This is a genomic window from Bradyrhizobium sp. USDA 3256 (assembly GCF_054058275.1).
The window spans coordinates 3,494,341-3,512,410 of the sequence record NZ_JBSSAE010000002.1; the positions used below are offsets into that span (position 1 = coordinate 3,494,341).

The 18,070-nt window shown below is 64.6% G+C and carries 14 protein-coding genes; 3 read left to right on the plus strand and 11 right to left on the minus strand.

Going from position 1 to position 18,070, the window contains the following annotated elements; all coding sequences use genetic code 11:
- Positions 1 to 12 precede the first annotated feature (12 nt).
- The 10 genes from bamA to ACVWY5_RS18175 form a co-directional block, all read right to left on the minus strand.
- A complete protein-coding gene (gene bamA, locus ACVWY5_RS18130) occupies positions 13 to 2,553 on the minus strand; it encodes an outer membrane protein assembly factor BamA (RefSeq protein ID WP_028334012.1) in 2,541 nt (846 codons plus the stop codon).
- Positions 2,554 to 2,728: 175 nt separating this feature from the next.
- Positions 2,729 to 3,880 (minus strand): RIP metalloprotease RseP, encoded by a 1,152-nt coding sequence (rseP, locus tag ACVWY5_RS18135; RefSeq protein WP_028334011.1) that lies wholly within the window; start codon positions 3,878 to 3,880, stop codon positions 2,729 to 2,731.
- A gap of 43 nt (positions 3,881 to 3,923) precedes the next feature.
- Complete coding sequence (gene dxr, locus ACVWY5_RS18140) at positions 3,924 to 5,150, minus strand: 1-deoxy-D-xylulose-5-phosphate reductoisomerase (protein ID WP_028334010.1); 1,227 nt, start codon at positions 5,148 to 5,150, stop codon at positions 3,924 to 3,926.
- Between the two features lie 4 nt (positions 5,151 to 5,154).
- On the minus strand, positions 5,155 to 6,003 hold the full coding sequence (locus ACVWY5_RS18145) for a phosphatidate cytidylyltransferase (RefSeq protein WP_028334009.1): 849 nt from the start codon (positions 6,001 to 6,003) through the stop codon (positions 5,155 to 5,157).
- Positions 6,000 to 6,758: an isoprenyl transferase gene (locus ACVWY5_RS18150; protein WP_028334008.1), complete on the minus strand. Its 759-nt coding sequence runs from the start codon at positions 6,756 to 6,758 to the stop codon at positions 6,000 to 6,002. The genes ACVWY5_RS18145 and ACVWY5_RS18150 overlap by 4 nt, the downstream gene beginning before the upstream one ends.
- Positions 6,759 to 6,779: 21 nt before the next feature.
- A complete protein-coding gene (frr, locus tag ACVWY5_RS18155; protein ID WP_028334007.1) occupies positions 6,780 to 7,343 on the minus strand; it encodes a ribosome recycling factor in 564 nt (187 codons plus the stop codon).
- Positions 7,344 to 7,396: 53 nt separating this feature from the next.
- On the minus strand, positions 7,397 to 8,113 hold the full coding sequence (gene pyrH / locus ACVWY5_RS18160; protein WP_028334006.1) for a UMP kinase: 717 nt from the start codon (positions 8,111 to 8,113) through the stop codon (positions 7,397 to 7,399).
- Positions 8,114 to 8,184: 71 nt separating this feature from the next.
- Entirely contained in the window at positions 8,185 to 9,108 is a 924-nt protein-coding gene (tsf, locus tag ACVWY5_RS18165; protein ID WP_028334005.1) for a translation elongation factor Ts, read from the minus strand.
- 127 nt (positions 9,109 to 9,235) lie between these two features.
- A complete protein-coding gene (locus ACVWY5_RS18170) occupies positions 9,236 to 10,228 on the minus strand; it encodes a 30S ribosomal protein S2 (protein ID WP_028334004.1) in 993 nt (330 codons plus the stop codon).
- A 469-nt stretch (positions 10,229 to 10,697) separates the two neighbouring features.
- Complete coding sequence (locus ACVWY5_RS18175) at positions 10,698 to 11,381, minus strand: TetR/AcrR family transcriptional regulator (protein WP_028334003.1); 684 nt, start codon at positions 11,379 to 11,381, stop codon at positions 10,698 to 10,700.
- A gap of 113 nt (positions 11,382 to 11,494) precedes the next feature.
- On the opposite strand from ACVWY5_RS18175, the gene ACVWY5_RS18180 reads away from it, so the two are divergent.
- The 3 genes from ACVWY5_RS18180 (at position 11,495) to ACVWY5_RS18190 (ending at position 14,206) form a co-directional block, all read left to right on the plus strand.
- Positions 11,495 to 12,388 carry an NAD(P)/FAD-dependent oxidoreductase gene (locus tag ACVWY5_RS18180; RefSeq protein WP_028334002.1) on the plus strand — a complete coding sequence of 298 codons (894 nt, stop codon included), beginning with the start codon at positions 11,495 to 11,497 and terminating at the stop codon, positions 12,386 to 12,388.
- A gap of 61 nt (positions 12,389 to 12,449) precedes the next feature.
- Positions 12,450 to 13,250 carry an SDR family NAD(P)-dependent oxidoreductase gene (locus ACVWY5_RS18185; RefSeq protein ID WP_028334001.1) on the plus strand — a complete coding sequence of 267 codons (801 nt, stop codon included), beginning with the start codon at positions 12,450 to 12,452 and terminating at the stop codon, positions 13,248 to 13,250.
- 92 nt (positions 13,251 to 13,342) lie between these two features.
- Positions 13,343 to 14,206: a class I SAM-dependent methyltransferase gene (locus ACVWY5_RS18190; protein WP_028334000.1), complete on the plus strand. Its 864-nt coding sequence runs from the start codon at positions 13,343 to 13,345 to the stop codon at positions 14,204 to 14,206.
- Between the two features lie 42 nt (positions 14,207 to 14,248).
- Here the strand turns inward: ACVWY5_RS18190 and dnaE are convergent, their stop codons facing one another.
- A complete protein-coding gene (gene dnaE / locus ACVWY5_RS18195; RefSeq protein ID WP_028333999.1) occupies positions 14,249 to 17,776 on the minus strand; it encodes a DNA polymerase III subunit alpha in 3,528 nt (1,175 codons plus the stop codon).
- Positions 17,777 to 18,070 lie beyond the last annotated feature (294 nt).

Consider the following 18,070-nt stretch of genomic DNA (forward strand, 5'->3'; position numbering starts at 1 on the left):
CGGCAATCGGTCTTAGAACGTCGTACCGCCGCCAAACCGGAATTCTTGCGTGCGGTCGAACGCACCCTTGGTCAGCGGCACCGCGTAGTCGAAGCGCAGCGGGCCGAACGGTGACTGCCAGATCAGGCCGACACCGACCGAGGTACGGACAACCTTGCTGTCGTCGTAGCTCAGGCCAAGGCACGTACCCGGAGACGGCGGATTGTTCGTCGGCCTGACACAGCCAGGCACGTTGACTTCGCCGGTCGCCGCCCACGAGGTCGGGCCCTGGTAGTCGTACAGGCCGCCGGCGTCGGCATAGACCGCGCCCTTGAGCCCGACTTCCTTCGGCAGGAACCAGAACGGCATCTGCAGTTCCGCCGACACGCCCCAGTACTTGGTGCCGCCGATGGCGTCCATGGTGCCGTACGGGTTGATGTCGCGCGGACCGATACCGTTCGGCGCGAAGCCGCGGACCAGGTTCGGGCCCATCTGGAAGTGATCGAGCATGCGCAGATCCGAGGTCCCGAGCTTGTTCAGGATGCCGCCCTGGGCGTGGATCACGCCGACGATGTCGGAGACCAGCGGGGTGTAGTACTTCGCGTCGATCGCGGTCTTGATGTAGCTGACGTCACCGCCAACACCGGCGAAGTCCTGCTTGAAGTCGACGATCAGACCGTCGGTCGGGTTCTTGTTGTTGTCGAGCGTGTTGTAGTTGAGCGTGTAGCCCAGCGCCGACGTGAGGGTCTTGCCGCCCGCCAGCTCCTTGCGGACCGGCAGCGAGGCTTCACCGTCAAAGAAGCAGCCGAGACCATTGGTCGACACCAGGCTGATCCCGTTCAGGTTCGCATAGGCCGGGCTCGGATTGAACGCGGGATTGGGCGTTCCATCCGGCAGGAACGGCACGTTGTTACAGTTGTTCAGCGTCGACGGCAGGGTGATTTCCTGCTGATAAATCGAGTAGCGCAGCTGCAGCGAGAGATCTTCCCGCAGGCTGAAGCCGAGCCGCGGGCTGAAGCCCAGCGTCTTGGTGCCGTACGCGATGTAGCTGTTGGACAGCTGCTGGCGCTGATAGAGGTCGAGGCCGAGCGCGACGCGGTAGTCGAGCAGATAGGGCTCGACGAACGACAGCGAGTAGCCGCGGGCATACTGGCCGTAGGTCACCGACGCCTTCGCGAACAGGCCACGGCCGAGCAGGTTGCGCTCGGAGACGCTGACTTCGGCCAGCGCGCCGTCGGTCGTCGAGTAGCCGCCCGACACCGAGAAGTCGCCGGTCGACTTTTCCTCGAGATCGACGATCAGGATGACGCGATCGCTGGAGGAGCCCGGCTCGGTGGTGATCTTCACCGTCTTGAAGAAGTCGAGGTTCTTCAGCCGGCGCTCGGCACGGTCGACCAGCGCCCGGTTGTAGGCGTCGCCTTCCGAGATATCGAACTCACGGCGGATCACGTAGTCGCGGGTACGGCTGTTGCCGCGGATGTTGATACGCTCGATATAGGTGCGCGGACCTTCGTCGATCGCGAAGGTGATCGACACCGTGTGATTGTCGAAGTTGCGATCGCCGCGCGGCCGGACCACGGCGAAGGCGTAGCCGCGGCGCGATGCCTCGATCTGCATCTCCTCGACCGACTTCTCCAGCGCCTCGGCGTTGTAGAGCGAGCCGACGTTGACGCGCGAGTAGGTGCGCAGCGCGTTCGGGTCGAGCGTTGCGATCGACGACGTATAGTTGACGGACGCGACGCGGTACTGCTGGCCTTCCTCGATCTTGAAGGTAACCAGGAAGCCCTTCTTGTCGGGATCGTATTCGGTCAGCGCGGCCACGACCTGGACGTCGGCATAGCCGTTCTTGAGGTAGAAGCGACGCAGCAGGTCACGGTCGGCCTCGACCCGGTCGGGATCGTAGACGTCGTTGCCGCCGAGGAAGCTCAGAATGTTCGATTCGCGGGTCTTGATAACGTCGCGCAGACGGGACGCCGAATAGGCGCTGTTGCCGATGAACTCGATCGACCGGACGCCGGTCTTCACGCCTTCATTGACCTCGAAGATCAGGTCGACGCGGTTGTTCGGCTGCTCGATGATCTGCGGATTGACCCGCACGTCATAGCGGCCGGACCGACGGTAGATTTCGGCGATGCGCAGGGCGTCCGACTGGACCATCGGGCGCGAGAACGTGCCGCGCGGCTTGGACTGCACTTCAGCGGTGAGCTGCTCGTCCTTGATCTTCTTGTTGCCCTCGAAGGCAACGCGGCCGATCACCGGGTTCTCGACCACGACTACGACGAGGCGCCCGCCCCGCTGATCGATATGGACGTCCTGAAACAGGCCGGTCTCGATCAGCGCCTTCAGACCGTCGTCGATCTGGGCCTGGCCCAGCCGACCGCCCGGTCCAGGATGGAAGTAGGAGCGGATGGTTTCAAGCTCGACACGGCGGTTCCCCTCCACCGTGATCGAATCCACGGTCTGCGCCGACGCGGGCACAGACACAGCTACGGTCGCCAAGGTGGCAACCACCGGCGCGGCGAACATGACCAAGGCGGCGAACAGCCCCCCCCTCACTCGCATTCCAAACATCATGCGCAACGCGCCCTTATCTTAACGATGCCAGATCGTTCCCCAACGACCCGACAGATTCCCAACCTGCCGCTCAGCTTGTAACCAAATTTGCCAGGGGGGCAAACTTACTAGAGCTGAACATTTCCATTTTCGTTCCAAGACGTTGCCCATTGGCAACGCCACAAAAAAGCCCGTTTCAGGACCCGGCGATCCTGAGGATGTCGTTATACGTCGCAAACACCATCAGCATCAGGACCAGACCCAGCCCGATTCGGAAACCCACCTCCTGCGTCCGCTCCGACAGCGGGCGTCCCCGCAGTGCCTCCGCGCTGTAGAAAAGCAGGTGTCCGCCATCCAAAAGCGGGATCGGAAACAGGTTCAGCAGGCCGATCGAGACCGACAGGATGGCGCAAAGGTTGATCACGAACTGGAACCCGGCGCTCGCGGCCTGCCCCGACAGCTTCGCGATTCCAATGACGCCGCTCACCTCAGCCGGATTGCCGGTCCCAACGAACAGCGACCCCAGGAACTTGAACGTGCTGGAAATGATGTACCAAACCTGCTCGACGCCGATCTTCAGGGCCTCCAGCACGCCGACCGAGGCGCTGGTCGCTTCGCCGACCTGAGCCTTGTGCTCGATTCCGAGCACGCCGATTCGGTGGGCATTGCCGAAGGGGTCCTTGACCTCCCTGAGCGCCGGCGTCGCCTTGAGCGCGACGATCGCGCCATCGCGCTTCACCTTGAACCCAAGCTCTGAACCAGCATTCGAAGCTACAATCCGCTGCATGTCGGCGAAGCTCTGGATCGCGCTGCCGTCGATATCCACGACGACATCGCCGACCTTGAAGCCGGCGTTCGCGGCGACGCTTTCGGCCACTAGGCCGTCGACCCGGGCAATCGTGCTCGGCTTGCCGTAGTAGAGCGCCATGCCCGCGAAAATCAGGGCGCCGAGGATGAAGTTCGCCACCGGGCCGGCTGCGACGATGGCGGTGCGCTTTCCGACCGATTTGTGATGGAAGCTGCCTTCACGCTCTTCCGCCGTCATGGCGGCGAGCGTCTCGGTGGACGGCGTCGAAGCCTCGCTCTCGTCGCCGAAGAATTTGACGTAGCCGCCGAGCGGTATCGCCGAGATCTTCCAGCGCGTGCCATGCCGGTCGTTGAAGCCGGCCAGCTCCGGCCCGAAACCCAGCGAGAACGTCAGCACCTTCACGCCGGCCCAGCGCGCGACCAGGAAGTGGCCGAGCTCATGGAAGAAGACGACAATGGTCAGGACGAAGAGGAAGGGAACGATGGTACCGAGAAGCCCATGACTCAACGCATTGATACTATGAATGAAATACTCGGGCATTCGATTTCCCTCGACAAGAGCCAAAGGCTCCGCCCCCAACCCTCTAGGTTGCCTTTAAGGCAATTTGAGGCAATAGGGCGGCAGCTTTATTTCGCGCGATATGGTCAACGGAAATCGCATCATCCGCCGAGTGCAGTGGTGGCTGATTCCCTGACTTGATCCAATCGTTCATCGTCGCCTCGACCAGCCGGGCGATCGCGCCGAACTTGATCTTGCCGGCGATAAACGCGGCGACCGCGATCTCGTTCGCGGCGTTGTAGACCGTCGTCGCGCCGTGCCCCATCCGTAGCGCCTCGTATGCCAGCCGCAGCCCCGGGAAGCGTTCAAAGTCCGGCGCCTCGAAGGTGAGCTGTCCGATCTTGGCGAGGTCGAGCTTGGCGGACGGGCCGACGACGCGGTCGGGCCACCCGAGGCAATGCGCGATCGGGATCCGCATATCGGGCGTGCCGAGCTGGGCGACCACCGAGCGATCGGAGAACTCGACCATGCCGTGGATGATCGACTGCGGGTGCACCAGCACGTCGATTTCATCGGGCGTCAGAGCGAACAGATAGGACGCCTCGATCACCTCGAGACCCTTATTCATCATCGACGCGGAATCGATCGTGATCTTCTGCCCCATGCTCCAATTGGGATGTTTCAGCGCCTGTTCCAGCGTCGCCTGCTCGATGTCGGCGGGCGCCCAGGTGCGGAACGGCCCGCCGGACGCGGTGATGATCACCCGCGTCAGTTCCTCGCGATTGCCGGAAGCCAGCGCCTGGAACAGCGCATTGTGCTCGGAGTCCGCCGGGAGAATGCAGGCGCCGGCCTTCCTGGCCCGCTCCATGAAGATATCGCCGGCGCAGACCAAACATTCCTTGTTGGCCAGCGCGACGGTGGCGCCACGATCGACCGCGGCAAGCGCGGGCTTCAGCCCGGCCGCCCCGCTGACCGCAGCCATCACCCAATCGGCAGGCCGCGCGGCCGCCTCGATGATCGCGCTCTCCCCGGCCCCGCATTCGATCCGGGTTCCGGTCAGCGCGTCCTTCAACTCCGAAAGCTTCGCCGGATCGGCAATTGCGGCGAACCGCGCGCTGAATTCCTTCGCCAGCTTGGCGAGGCCCTCGACATTGCTGTTCGCGGTCAGCGCCTCGACCCGGTAGCGGTCGCGCGCGCCACGCAGCAGATCCATGGTGCTGTCGCCGATCGAGCCGGTGGCACCGAGGACGGTTACGGTCCGCGCGGCGGATGCCGCCGCGGCCTTGTTGTTACGCAACGGAACTGCGCTCATCTCATCACCAAACCATAAGACCGCGCCCGACGCCATCGGCGCCACCACGGAGAAAGCCGAAAATCGCCGCCACAATGACGGCCGCGACAAATCCGTCCAGGCGGTCCAGGAGGCCGCCATGACCGGGAATGATGTGACTCGAATCCTTCACGCCGAACCGCCGCTTCACCGCGGATTCGAAGAGATCGCCAAGTTGCGAGACCACCGACAACACGGCGCCGAGCATCAAGAGCGGACCGGTCGAGCCGATCTCAGAGGCGGCAAAGCCGGCAGCGACCAGCAAACTCGCCACGAAGCCGCCAACCGCACCCGCCCACGTCTTCTTCGGGCTGACCCGCATCCAGAGCTTCGGCCCCCCGATGCTGCGGCCCGCGAAGTAGCCGCCGATATCGGTGACCCACACGATCAGCAACACGAACATCAGCGCGGCAAAACCCTTCGCCGTGTCGAGGCGCAGCAGGACCGATGCGATCTCGGCCGCTGCCGCATAGAGCAATCCCGCAATGGCCCAGTTGCGCCGCGCGCCGGACGTCAGTGCCACAACAACCGCACCGACGGCGAGCACGATCAGGGCCGCATCGATACGGCCGGCCATCAGGCACAATCCGGCGAGCAGCAACGCGACCACGCCGGGCACCACGATACGGAGCTCGCGTCCGAGTCCGGTGACAACAAGCCATTCCGCGAACAATCCGGCCGCCGCCAATGTCACGAGAAGCGACCAGGCGACGCCGCCCATATAGGCCAGCGCGATCGCAACCGGCGCCAGCACCAGCGCAGCCGCCACGCGCATCACGAGATTGCGCGAACCCTGCTCGCTTGCGGCCGCCGGCGCGGCTTCGTCGTCGGTCACGATCCGGTTTTCGCAGCGAGCCCGCCGAACCGGCGCTCGCGCTTGCCGTATTCCGCAATCGCGCCCTCGAGCGCCGCCTTGTCGAAATCCGGCCAGTGAATCGGCACGAACACGAGTTCGCTATAGGCGGCCTGCCACATCAGGAAGTTGGACAGACGCTGCTCGCCGCTGGTGCGGATAATCAGATCCGGATCCGGAATGTCGGGCGCATCGAGATATTGCCCGATCGTGTCGGCATCGATGGAGTTGGCGTCGCGCTTGCCTTCGGCGACCTCGCGCGCAAGGCGCCGCGCCGCGGCGGCGATCTCCGCCCGCGAGCCATAGTTGAAGGCGACCACAAGGCTGAGCTTGACGTTGTTCTTCGTCAGCTCCTCTGCCTCGTTGAGCAGCGCGCAGATGTCGGCGTCAAGCCCGTCACGCTCGCCGATCACGCGCACCCGCACCCCGTCACGATGCAGCGTCGCCAGATCGTTGCGGATGAAGCGGCGCAACAGGCCGAACAGATCGCCGATCTCGCTCGCGGGCCGCGACCAGTTTTCCGAACTGAAAGAAAAAATGGTGAGATAGACGATGCCGAGTTCATTGGCCGCACGCACCACGCGGCGTAGCGCTTCGACGCCGCGGCGATGGCCCTCGACGCGCGGCAGGCCGCGCGAAGCTGCCCAGCGCCCGTTGCCGTCCATGATGATGGCCACATGCAACGGACTGCCGGAGCGATCCGGTCCGTCGGTTGCTGGGGCGGCGGCGTTCGACATCGGCTCGTTCCCGTAGCGCCTTCAGACCGTCAGGATTTCCTTTTCCTTCGCGGCAAGCAGCTGATCGACTTCGGCGATCACGCCGTCGGTCGCCTTCTGGACCTCGTTCGACAGGCGCTCCTGATCGTCCTCGGAGATCTCGTGATTCTTCTCGAGCTTCTTGATCACGTCGAGGCCGTCGCGGCGCACGTGGCGTACCGCGACCTTGGCCGCTTCCGCGTATTTATGCGCGACCTTGACGAGCTCCTTGCGGCGCTCCTCGTTGAGTTCGGGAATCCGCAAGCGCAGCACCTGTCCTTCGGTCGCCGGCGAAAGGCCGAGGTTGGAGTCGACGATTGCCTTCTCCACGGCCTTGACCATCGTCTTGTCCCAGACCTGCACCGAGAGCAGGCGCGGCTCGGGCACGCTGATGGTGGCAACCTGGTTGAGCGGCATATGCGAGCCGTAAGCCTCGACCTGGACCGGCTCCAGCATGGACGCCGCGGCGCGGCCGGTGCGCAGGCCGCCGAGCTCGTGCTTGAGCGATTGCGTGGCGCCCTGCATGCGGCGCTTCACGTCGTTGATGTCAAAACCAGCTGCGGCCATGACGTTTCTCCCTTTCACTAGAAACCGGCTCTCGACGCCCGGAGGCGCGGCAATCAGCCGGCGACGACGGTGCCGTGTCCGGTACCGCGCAGAATCGCACCGATCGAACCGGGCTCCGCGATAGAGAACACGATGATAGGCAGCGACGTCTCGCGGGCAAGTGCGAAAGCGGTCGCGTCCATGACCTTGTAGCCGCCCTCGATCGCCTGCGAATGGGTCAGGCGGTCGAAGCGCTTGGCTTTGGGGTCCTTCTTCGGATCGGCGCTGTAGACGCCGTCGACATTGGTGGCCTTCAGCACCGCCTGCGCACCGATTTCGGCCGCGCGGAGCACGGCGGTGGTGTCGGTCGTGAAGAACGGGTTGCCGGTTCCACCGCCGAGCAGGACGATGCGTCCCTCGGCGAGATATTTGTGCGTTGCACTACGGGTGAACAGCTCGGAAATCTCCGGCATCACGAATGCCGACAAGGTCCGCGCCGGGGTTCCCTTGCGCTCGATCGCCGCCTCCAGCGCGAGGCAGTTCATCATGGTGGCAAGCATGCCCATGGTATCGCCGGTCGGCCGGGAGACGCCGCGCGAGGACACCTCGACGCCGCGGACGATGTTGCCGCCGCCGATCACGACGGCGACCTCGATGCCGAGCTTGCGGGCCGCGATCAGGTCGTCGGCGATGCGATCGACCGTCGGTTGATCGATACCGAACCCGTGGGAGCCGGCCAGATATTCGCCGGACAGCTTGATCACCACGCGACGATAGATCGGCTCAGCCATGATGCGATCGCTTTCTTATTCCGCGCAGGCAGGCTTCCGGCGCAGAGCGCCGGACGCCTTGGTGTCAGCGGTTACTTCTTGCCGCTGGCGGCCGCGACTTCGGCGGCGAAGTCGCTTTCCTGCTTCTCGATTCCCTCACCGAGAGCATAGTTCACAAAGCCAGCGATTTTGATCGGCCCGCCGACCTTACCCTCAGCTTCCTTCACCGCCTGGGCAACCGACTTGCCGCTATCGTGGATGAAGGCCTGATCGAGCAGGCAGACCTCCTTGTAGTAAGTCTTCAGGCCGGAATCGACGATCTTCTCGATGACGTTCTCCGGCTTGCCCTGCTGGCGGTACTTGTCGGCCAGCACGTCCTTCTCGCGCTTGACGGTCTCCGGATCGAGCCCGGCCGGGTCGAGCGCCAGCGGCTTGGCCGCCGCCACGTGCATCGCGAGCTGGCGGCCGAGCACCGCGAGCTCGTCGGCCTTGCCGGTGGACTCCAGCGCCACGATCACGCCGATCTTGCCGGCGCCCTCGACGACTGCGTTGTGGACATAGCTTGACACCACGCCCTTGCTCACCTCGAGCGAAGCGGCGCGGCGCAGCGTCATGTTCTCGCCGATGGTCGCGATCGCGTCGGAGATCGCGGTCTCGACGGTGACGTCGCCGACCTTGGCCGCCTTGATCTTCTCGACGTCAGCGCCGTTGTGCAGCGCGACCTGGGCGATCATCTTGACCAGCCCCTGGAACTGCTCATTGCGCGCAACGAAGTCGGTCTCCGAGTTGACCTCAACCAGCACGCCCTTGGTGCCGGAGGTCAGCGCGCCGATCAGGCCCTCGGCGGCGACGCGGCCGGCCTTCTTGGCGGCCTTGGAGAGGCCCTTCTTGCGCAGCCAATCCTGCGCTTCCTGCATGTCGCCGTTGTTCTCGGTCAGCGCCGCCTTGCAATCCATCATGCCCGCGCCAGTCGACTCGCGGAGCTCCTTGACCATCGCTGCTGTGATCGTTGCCATCGTTCAATGCCCTTCTTGCCTGTACAGAAACCGCGGCGCCCGATGGCGCCGCCGTCTGCGACAGGGAAATCGTTGTTCGTGGAATAGAAGCGGCGGCCGGGCGAGACCCGGCCACGCCGCGTAACTTTTATTCCGCTTCGGCGAGCGTCTTGGCCTGGGCGACCCAGGCGTCGGCACGGCTCGGCAGACCGACTTCTTCGCCGATCTTGTGCGCGGTGTCGTGGTCGAGCTCGGCGAGCTGCCAGTAGTGGAAGATGCCGAGGTCGTTGAGCTTCTTCTCGATCGCACCGGACACGCCGGTGAGCTTCTTGAGGTTGTCGGCGGTGCCGCGCGGGCCGGCAAGGCCCTGGAAGCCGGACGGCGCAGCCGCCGGAAGGTCTTCCTGCACGGGCGTCGCCGACGCACCGATGTCGATTCCGGACTCGCCCTGAGCGCGCGAGATGCCATCGATGGCGGCGCGCGCCACGAGATCGCAATACAGCGAGATCGCGCGGCCCGCGTCGTCATTGCCCGGCACCACATAGGTGATGCCCTTCGGGTCCGAATTGGTGTCGACGATCGCCGCGACCGGGATGTTGAGCCGCTGGGCTTCCTGGATCGCGATGTCTTCCTTGTTGGTGTCGATCACGAAGATCATGTCGGGAAGGCCGCCCATGTCCTTGATGCCGCCGAGCGAACGGTCGAGCTTGTCGCGCTCGCGCTGCAGCGTCAGCCGCTCCTTCTTGGTGTAGGAGTTGGCTTCGCCCGACGACAGCACGTCGTCGAGATGACGCAGACGCTTGATCGAGGCCGAGATCGTCTTCCAGTTGGTCAGCGTGCCGCCGAGCCAGCGCGAGTTGACGAAGTACTGCGCCGAACGCTTGGCAGCGTCGGCAACGCCGTCCTGGGCCGAGCGTTTGGTGCCGACGAACAGGATGCGGCCGCCCTTGGCGACGGTATCGCTGACCGCCTGCAGGGCACGGTGCAGCATCGGCACGGTCTGCGCGAGGTCGATGATGTGGATGTTGTTGCGGGCGCCGAAGATGTAATCCTGCATCTTCGGATTCCAGCGGTGGGCCTGGTGGCCAAAGTGAACGCCAGCTTCAAGCAACTGACGCATAGAAAAATCGGGTAGCGACATAGTGATAATTCTCCGGTTGGTTCCTCCGGAAACGTGTGAGCAAACGCGCCTGAATGGCCCGGTTGCCACCGGACGGCCTTGAGAGCCATGTTTCCGTGTGAGATGGCGCGCTATATAGCGCGATTTGCGCGAGAAGCAAGGAAATACGGCCGGTTACACCGGCCGGCCGGGCCCAAATCGTGCCGAAACGGCCCTGTTTGCCGGCCCAAGGCCTATCACAGGTGGGCGCGGCCAAAATATCGAAAAACAACCCCATGCAAAGGAGCTGGCGGCGACCGGCGTTGGGCAAGCCGCTTGACCCGTCGGGCAAATCACGGCTACATTTCCAATATTCCGAAATCGCGCGACCGCTCGCGGGCAAGGCTTTTTGCACCCGAAGCGGACGTTAGTCGGACCGTGCGGCCGACTCGTCAATTTTCATGATCGGCTGGCCTGCCTTGACCTGGAGGCCGACGCGGTCACGCACGATTCAAATTTTGTCTTTCGACCTTCGGGCAGGCAAATATCCGCCCACGTTGTCGTTGCCACCGTGCGCGGCGATGAACATCGCGACGGCCGACCGGCAATAGGACTCGATTTCGTTGTCGTCCTCTGCTCTCGCCTCATCGAAGCGTGCGATCATCAGGAGATCGGATCCTTTGAAAAGCGCAGCAAACAAGCGGGCGGACCGGAGAGGATCGGGCACGTTCAGAACCGCCTTCGCGTGCAACTGACGCAACAGGGCCTCGATTTGGGCGATGACATGGGCGGGGCGCGCTTCGTAATGGAGCTTGCTTAACGACTTTTGATTCGTCTTGTCCGCCATGATCATGTCTTCAACACTGCGGACGTCCGGCCTCAACAGCGTGCGAAGCAGGGATGATCCCACCGCCATGAGCTGATCTTCGACCGAACCGTCGACGCCTTCAAGAAGGGCCTGTGGTGCAAACAACTGATGGCAGCCGGCCGCCATGGCCGCGCTGAACAGCGCCTCCTTGTTCTCGAAGTGCCGATAGATGCTGAGCTTGGATATCTTCGCCCGCTGGGCGACCTTGTCCAATGTCGTCGCTTGAAAACCCAACTCCACAAAGAGTTCGCGCGCGGCGTCGACGATCGTTTGGCCAAGCGCCTCGTTGGTAGGCCGACCGCGCCGGCCCTGGCTGTTTTCGGTCACGGAAATTCCAGTACTTGACAGTATCTTAATTCTTGAATTACGATACCATGGAGTTTCTGAAATATGCAAGCCAATGGGTAGGTTCCAACCTGTCCTCCAAACGGAGCCCGAACATGGATGACGTCATCATCATCGGCGGCAGCTTTGCCGGTCTCGCCGGCGCCCTGCAGCTCGGCCGTGCCCGCCGCAAGGTCACCGTTCTCGATACCAGCCTGCCGCGCAACCGCTTCGCCGGCCACTCGCACGGCCTGCTCGGGCACGATCACAAGCCGCCGCTGGACATCCTGGCCGAGGCGCGACGGCAGCTGGCGCGTTATCCCACGATCAAGCTGGTCAGTGCCCGTGCCGAAAGCGTCTCGGGTGCCATCGACGATTTCAACGTCCTCACTTCCGATGGCGAAAGCTTTGGGGCGCGTCGTCTGATCCTGAGCTATGGCGTCGCCGACCAGATGCCTGATGTTCCGGGCTACGCCGAAACCTGGGGCACGTCCATCGTGCCCTGCCCGTATTGCGACGGCTTTGAAGTCGCCGGCCAGCATTGGGGCCTCGTCTGGTCCGGCCCGCAGTCGCACAATCAGGTCAGGCTGTTCCACGATTGGACCGACAGGTTGACGCTCTTCGCTGATGGTCACGACATTCCGCCCGATGTCCAGGCCGATCTGGCGCGCCGCAGCGTACCTGCCGTCGTTGGCCGGATCATCGAGATCGCCCATCACGAGGGCCATATCACCACCGTCAATGTCGATACCGGCCGCAATGTCGCGGTCGACATCCTGTTCGCCAGTCCTCGCAACAAGCCGTCCGCAAGCCTGCATGAATCGCTGGGCCTTGCCACCGTGGCTACGCCCGCCGGCATCGTCCTCAAGGTCGACGAGCGCCGCCAAACCAGCACGCCTGGCATCTACGCCGCCGGCGACCTCACCACGCCCTTCTTGCCCTCGGTCACCCAGGCATCATCGCAGGGTGCGATGGCGGGTATCTTCGCCCAGCAGTCGATGGTGGTTTGAGAGCGCAGATTCCCTTCTCCGGTTGCCGCTCGCCATCAAATTGGAGTTGAGGAAGAGAAAGATGTCGAAAGAACCAATGAACAGCTTCGCCGGAAAATGGGCTCTGATCACCGGGGCGTCGAGTGGCCTCGGCCTTGAATTTGCAGATCTGCTGGCTGCGCAGAAAGTCAATCTCGTATTGGCGGCCCGACGGCAGGAGTCGATGGAAAAGCTTGCCGCCGATCTGCGCCGCAAATACGGGGTGGATGTGCTGGTCGAGGCGATCGATCTTGCCGCGCCAGGCGCGGCCAGCCGCTTGAAAAGCAGTCTCGATGCGAGGTCGGTGACGATCGACATCTTGCTGAACAATGCCGGATACGGCTTGCACGGCGCTTTGTTGGACACGCCGATCGAGCGCACGACAGACATGATCCAGCTCAACATCACGACGCTCACAGAGCTTACCAATCTCTTCGGCCGCGATATGGCCAAGCGGCGGTCTGGACATATCCTTCTCGTCGCCAGCCTCTTGGCCTTTCAAGCCGTTCCCAGCTACGCGGCCTATGCGGCGACCAAGGCGTATGTACTCGCCCTTGGCGAGGCCCTGTATGAAGAGCTCCGCCCGCACGGTGTCGTCGTCACCACTCTCTGCCCGGGACACACCGCGACGGGTTTCGATGCGGCAGCCGGCGCAACCACGTCGGCCTTGCTGCGGCTCCTCACCATGCAGCCGCGTCCGGTCGCCGAGACCGGTATTCGGGCGCTCTTGCAACGAAAGGCTATGGCGATCCCGGGCCTGGCCAACAAGATGGCTGCCTTCTCAAATCGCCTGACGCCGCGTTCAATGCAACGGGCCACGATGAAAAGAATTATGAACGCTTAACTTCTGGAGCGCTGGCGTGTGGGCTCATCGAACAAGCGGGGCCTCTGGCATCAGACAGCCTAGTTAAGAACCAATTAGAGCAAGGATATGTCATGGCACAGCACAATGCCGATCGGGTCGCCGGCTGGAATGGCCAAAGCGGGGAGCGCTGGATCGCCCACCAGGCCCGGCTCGACGCCAGGCTGGAGGTGTTCGGCCAGGCCGCGATCGAAGCCGCCGCGCCGGCGGCGGCCGAGCGCGTGCTGGACGTCGGCTGCGGCGCGGGCACGTCGAGTCTGGCTCTGGCCGCCCGCGTCGGCGCGGGGGGCAAAGTGCTGGGCGTGGACATATCCGAACCGCTGATCAGCCGAGCGCGCGCGCGTGCGCCACAGGATACGCAGGTCCTGTTCCGGGTGGCCGACGCCAGCGGCGCCGTGCTGCCCGAGGGCGCGTTCGACATCCTGTTCTCGCGTTTCGGAGTGATGTTCTTCGCCGATCCGACAAAGGCGTTCGCCCATATGCGCCGTGCGCTCAAGCCGGGCGGGCGGGTCGCTTTCGTCTGCTGGCGCGGCGTGGCCGAGAACGATTGGATGCGCCTGCCGATGGACGCGATCAAGGGCATCGTCCCGCCGACGGCGCCGCCCGATCCCGAAGCGCCCGGTCCATTCTCGTTCGGCGACCGGGGGCGGGTGGCTCGGATCCTGACGGTGGCCGGCTTCACTGATATCGCGATCGCGCCCTTCGATGCTTCCGTCCCGCTTGGCGAGGGCGCGACGCGGGACGCGGCGATCGACGACGCGGTGAAGATGACGTTGGAGGTCGGCCCGCTGTCGCGCGCGCTCGTTGATCAGCCCGACGACATCCGCGCCCGCGCCTCGGCCGCGGTTCGTGCCGCCTTCGCGGGCCGCCCCGGCGAGCAGTCGGTGATGATCGATAGCGCGACGTGGATCGTCACGGCGCGCAATCCCGCAAGCTGAGGCATTAACAGGGGAGACGCCCCCGCTCGGATCGCCCTGCCCCTACAGCGTCTGCACGTCGACCACGCCCGCGACCGCCTTGATCGCGCCGGCGATCTGCGGCGAGACCTTGTAGCGGCCGGGCAGCTTCATCTCCACCTCGGTCTCGAGGTCGAGCATCATCACCAGCGAGACGTCGCCGTCGGATGCACCTGCCGGCGGCGCGGCTGCCGGCGCGGGCTTGGCCGCCAGCGGCTTTGCAGCGCCCCCCGGCGCGGGCGCGGCGTCCGGCATGTTGAGGCGGCGGGCGATCGAATCCAGCGGCTTGGTGTCGCGCACGAAGATGCGCAGGCCCTTTTGCGTCTTGGCCGCGGCGTGATCGAGCGGCTCGGCGTGCAGCACCCGCGCCCGCACATCCTCGCCCTGCAGCTCGGCGCCGAGCTGCAGCAGCACGGCCGCGCCCGGCTCGAGCACGTCGCGATATTGCGCGAGGCCCTCGGAGAACAGCACCGCCTCGAAATGGCCGGTCGGGTCCGACAGGCCCATGATGCCCATCTTGTTGCCGGTCTTGGTGCGCCGCTCCATGCGCGACACAACCGTTGCGGCGACCTTGCCCGCGGTGGCGCCGGTCTTCACCGCACGCGAGAATTCCGCCCAGGACTGCACGCGCAGCCGCTTCAGCGCGGTCGCGTAGTCGTCGAGCGGGTGGCCCGACAGGAAGAAGCCGATCGCGTCGTATTCGCGCCGCAGCCGGTCCGCGGGCAGCCACGGCTCGACCTGCGGCAGGATGATGCTGGGCGCGTCCGGCGCGCTGCCGAACATGTCGTTCTGGCCCGAGGTCGCCGCCTCGTGGCTGCGCTGGCAGGCAGCGAGGATCGCATCGGCGCCGGCGAACACGCGCGCGCGGTTCGGGTCGAGCGTGTCAAACGCGCCCGCCGCCGCAAGGCTCTCGATGATCCGCTTGTTGACCGCGCGCGGGCTGACCCGCGCGGCGAAATCGGCCAGCGAGGTGAAGACGCCGCCCTTGTTGCGCTCGGCGATGATCTGCTCCACCGCCTGGATGCCGACGCCCTTCAGCGCGGCGAGCGCGTAGTAGATCGTGTTGCCGCTGACCTCGAAGGTCGCGCCGGAGCGATTGATGTTGGGTGCCTCGACCTTGATGCCGAGCCGCTGCGCCTCGGAGCGGAATTCGGACAGCTTGTCGGTGTTGTTGAGTTCGAGCGTCATCGACGCCGCGAGGAACTCGACCGGATAATGCGCCTTCATATAGGCGGTGTGGTACGACACCAGCGCATAGGCCGCGGCGTGGCTCTTGTTGAAGCCGTAGTCGGCGAACTTGGCGAGCAGCTCGAAGATGGTTTCCGCCTGCCCCTTCGCCACGCCGTTCTTCATCGCGCCGGCGACGAAGATGTCGCGCTGCTTGTCCATCTCGGCGCGGATCTTCTTGCCCATCGCACGGCGCAGCAGGTCGGCCTGGCCGAGCGAGTAACCCGCCATCTGCTGCGCGATCTGCATCACCTGTTCCTGATAGATGATGACGCCGAAGGTCTCCTTCAGGATCGGCTCCAGGATCGGATGCAGATATTCCGACTCCTCGTCGCCATGCTTGCGCGCGCAATAGGTCGGGATGTTCGCCATCGGGCCCGGGCGATACAGCGCCACCAGCGCGATGATGTCCTCGAAACGGTCCGGCCGCATGTCGATCAGCGCGCGCCGCATGCCCTGGCTTTCCACCTGGAACACGCCGACCACATCGCCCCGCGCCAGCATCTGGTAACTCGCCGCATCGTCGATCGGCAGCGTGGCGAGATCGACATGGACGTCGCGCTGCTTGAGCAACTTCACCGCGACGTCGAGCACGGTCAGCGTCTTCAGGCCGAGGAAGTCGAACTTCACGAGGCCGGCCGGCTCGACCCATTTCATGTTGAATTGGGTGACCGGCATGTCGGATTTCGGATCGCGGTACATCGGCACCAGCTCGCTCAGCGGCCGGTCACCGATCACGATACCTGCGGCGTGGGTCGAGGCGTGGCGCGTCAGGCCCTCGAGGCGCTGCGCGATGTCGAACGCACGCGCCACCACCGGATCCTCGTCGCGGAACGCCTGCAGCTTGGGCTCGCCTTCGATCGCCTGCGCCAGCGTCACGGGCGCCGCGGGATTCTGCGGCACCAGCTTGGTCAGCTTGTCGACCTGCCCGTACGGCATCTGCAGCACGCGCCCGACGTCGCGCAGCACACCGCGCGCCTGCAGCGTACCGAAGGTGATGATCTGCGCCACCTGGTCGCGGCCGTAGCGCTCCTGCACATACTGGATCACCTCGCCGCGGCGGTCCTGGCAGAAGTCGATGTCGAAGTCCGGCATCGAGACGCGTTCGGGATTGAGGAAGCGCTCGAACAGCAGCGCAAAGCGCATCGGGTCGAGGTCGGTGATGGTGAGCACCCATGCGACCAGCGAGCCGGCGCCGGAGCCGCGGCCCGGTCCGACCGGAATGCCCTGCGCCTTCGCCCATTTGATGAAGTCGGAGACGATCAGGAAGTAGCCCGCATATTTCATGCGGGTGATGACGTCGAGCTCGAAGGCGAGACGCTTGGCGTAGTCCTCTTCCGTCATGCCGGGCGAGAGACCATGCACCCGCAGCCGGTTGGCGAGCCCCTCCTCCGCCTGGCGCTTCAGCTCGGCGGCCTCGTCGGCGGCGGCATCGACGCTCGACGCGGCACCGACGGTGAAGAACGGCAGGATCGGCTTGCGGGTCTTCGGCCGGAACGAGCAGCGCTCGGCGATCTCGACCGTCGAGGCCAGCGCCTCCGGAATATCGGCGAACAGCACCGCCATTTCGGCGCGGGTCTTGAAGCGGTGATCGGGGGTCAGCTGCTCCCGATTGGTCTCGGCGATCAGATGGCCGCCGGCGATGCACAGCAGCGCGTCATGCGATTCGTAATCGTCATTGCTGGCGAAATACGGCTCGTTGGTCGCAACCAGCGGCAGGCCCTTGCTGTAGGCGAGATCGATCAGGCCGGCCTCGGTGCGGCGCTCCTTGTCGACGCCGTGGCGCTGCAATTCGATGTAGAGGCGATCGCCGAACAGGCCGGCCAAACGTTCACAGCGGGTCGCGGCCAATGCCGCCTGTTCGGCACGCAGCGCCAGCGCGATCGGCCCGTCGGGGCCGCCGGTCAGCGCGATCAGGTCCTCGGCGTCGTCGGTGAGCCAATCGAACTTGATGTGCGGGGTCTGGTTGACCGGCGTCTCCAGGAACGCCCGCGAGTTCAGCCGCATCAGGCTGCGGTAGCCGCGCTCGCGCGCCGCCAGCAGCACGATTCGCGCCGGGCCCGTCGTCGCAAGGATGCTGCGCGTATTCGGATCGACGTCGCCGAAATCCACCGCCAGCTCGCAGCCGACGATCGGCTGGATGCCGTAGCCGGCCATCTTGTCGGAGAATTCCAGCGCGCCGAACATGTTGTCGGTATCGGTCAGCGCCAGCGCGGGCTGGCGGTCGGCCTTCGCGAGCTCGCCCAGCTTGGCGATCTTGATCGAGCCCTTCAGCAGCGAATAGGCGGAATGAACGTGAAGATGAACGAATCCGGCATTCGGCATGGCTGCTTAGGGAATCTCTTGAGTCAGGGATGGAGCGAGCGCCAGGGCCGGAACTCGAAAGCGTCAGACCCGACTCGCAATCCCATGGTGGGGCCTGAACCCTGCCAAGTCCACGCCGAACGCGGCGTGGCGGCAAGTCCTCCTGCTTTTCCCCAAGGGCAAGCCACGCCGCTGGTGATGCCCCTGTCCCGCGGGCGAATTTTCAGAATTGGGTGATCAGCTGGGCCCACACCGCGATCATCCCGACGAACAGCGTGATCGATGCCAGCGCTGCAGCTTCTTGCACGAAAATCT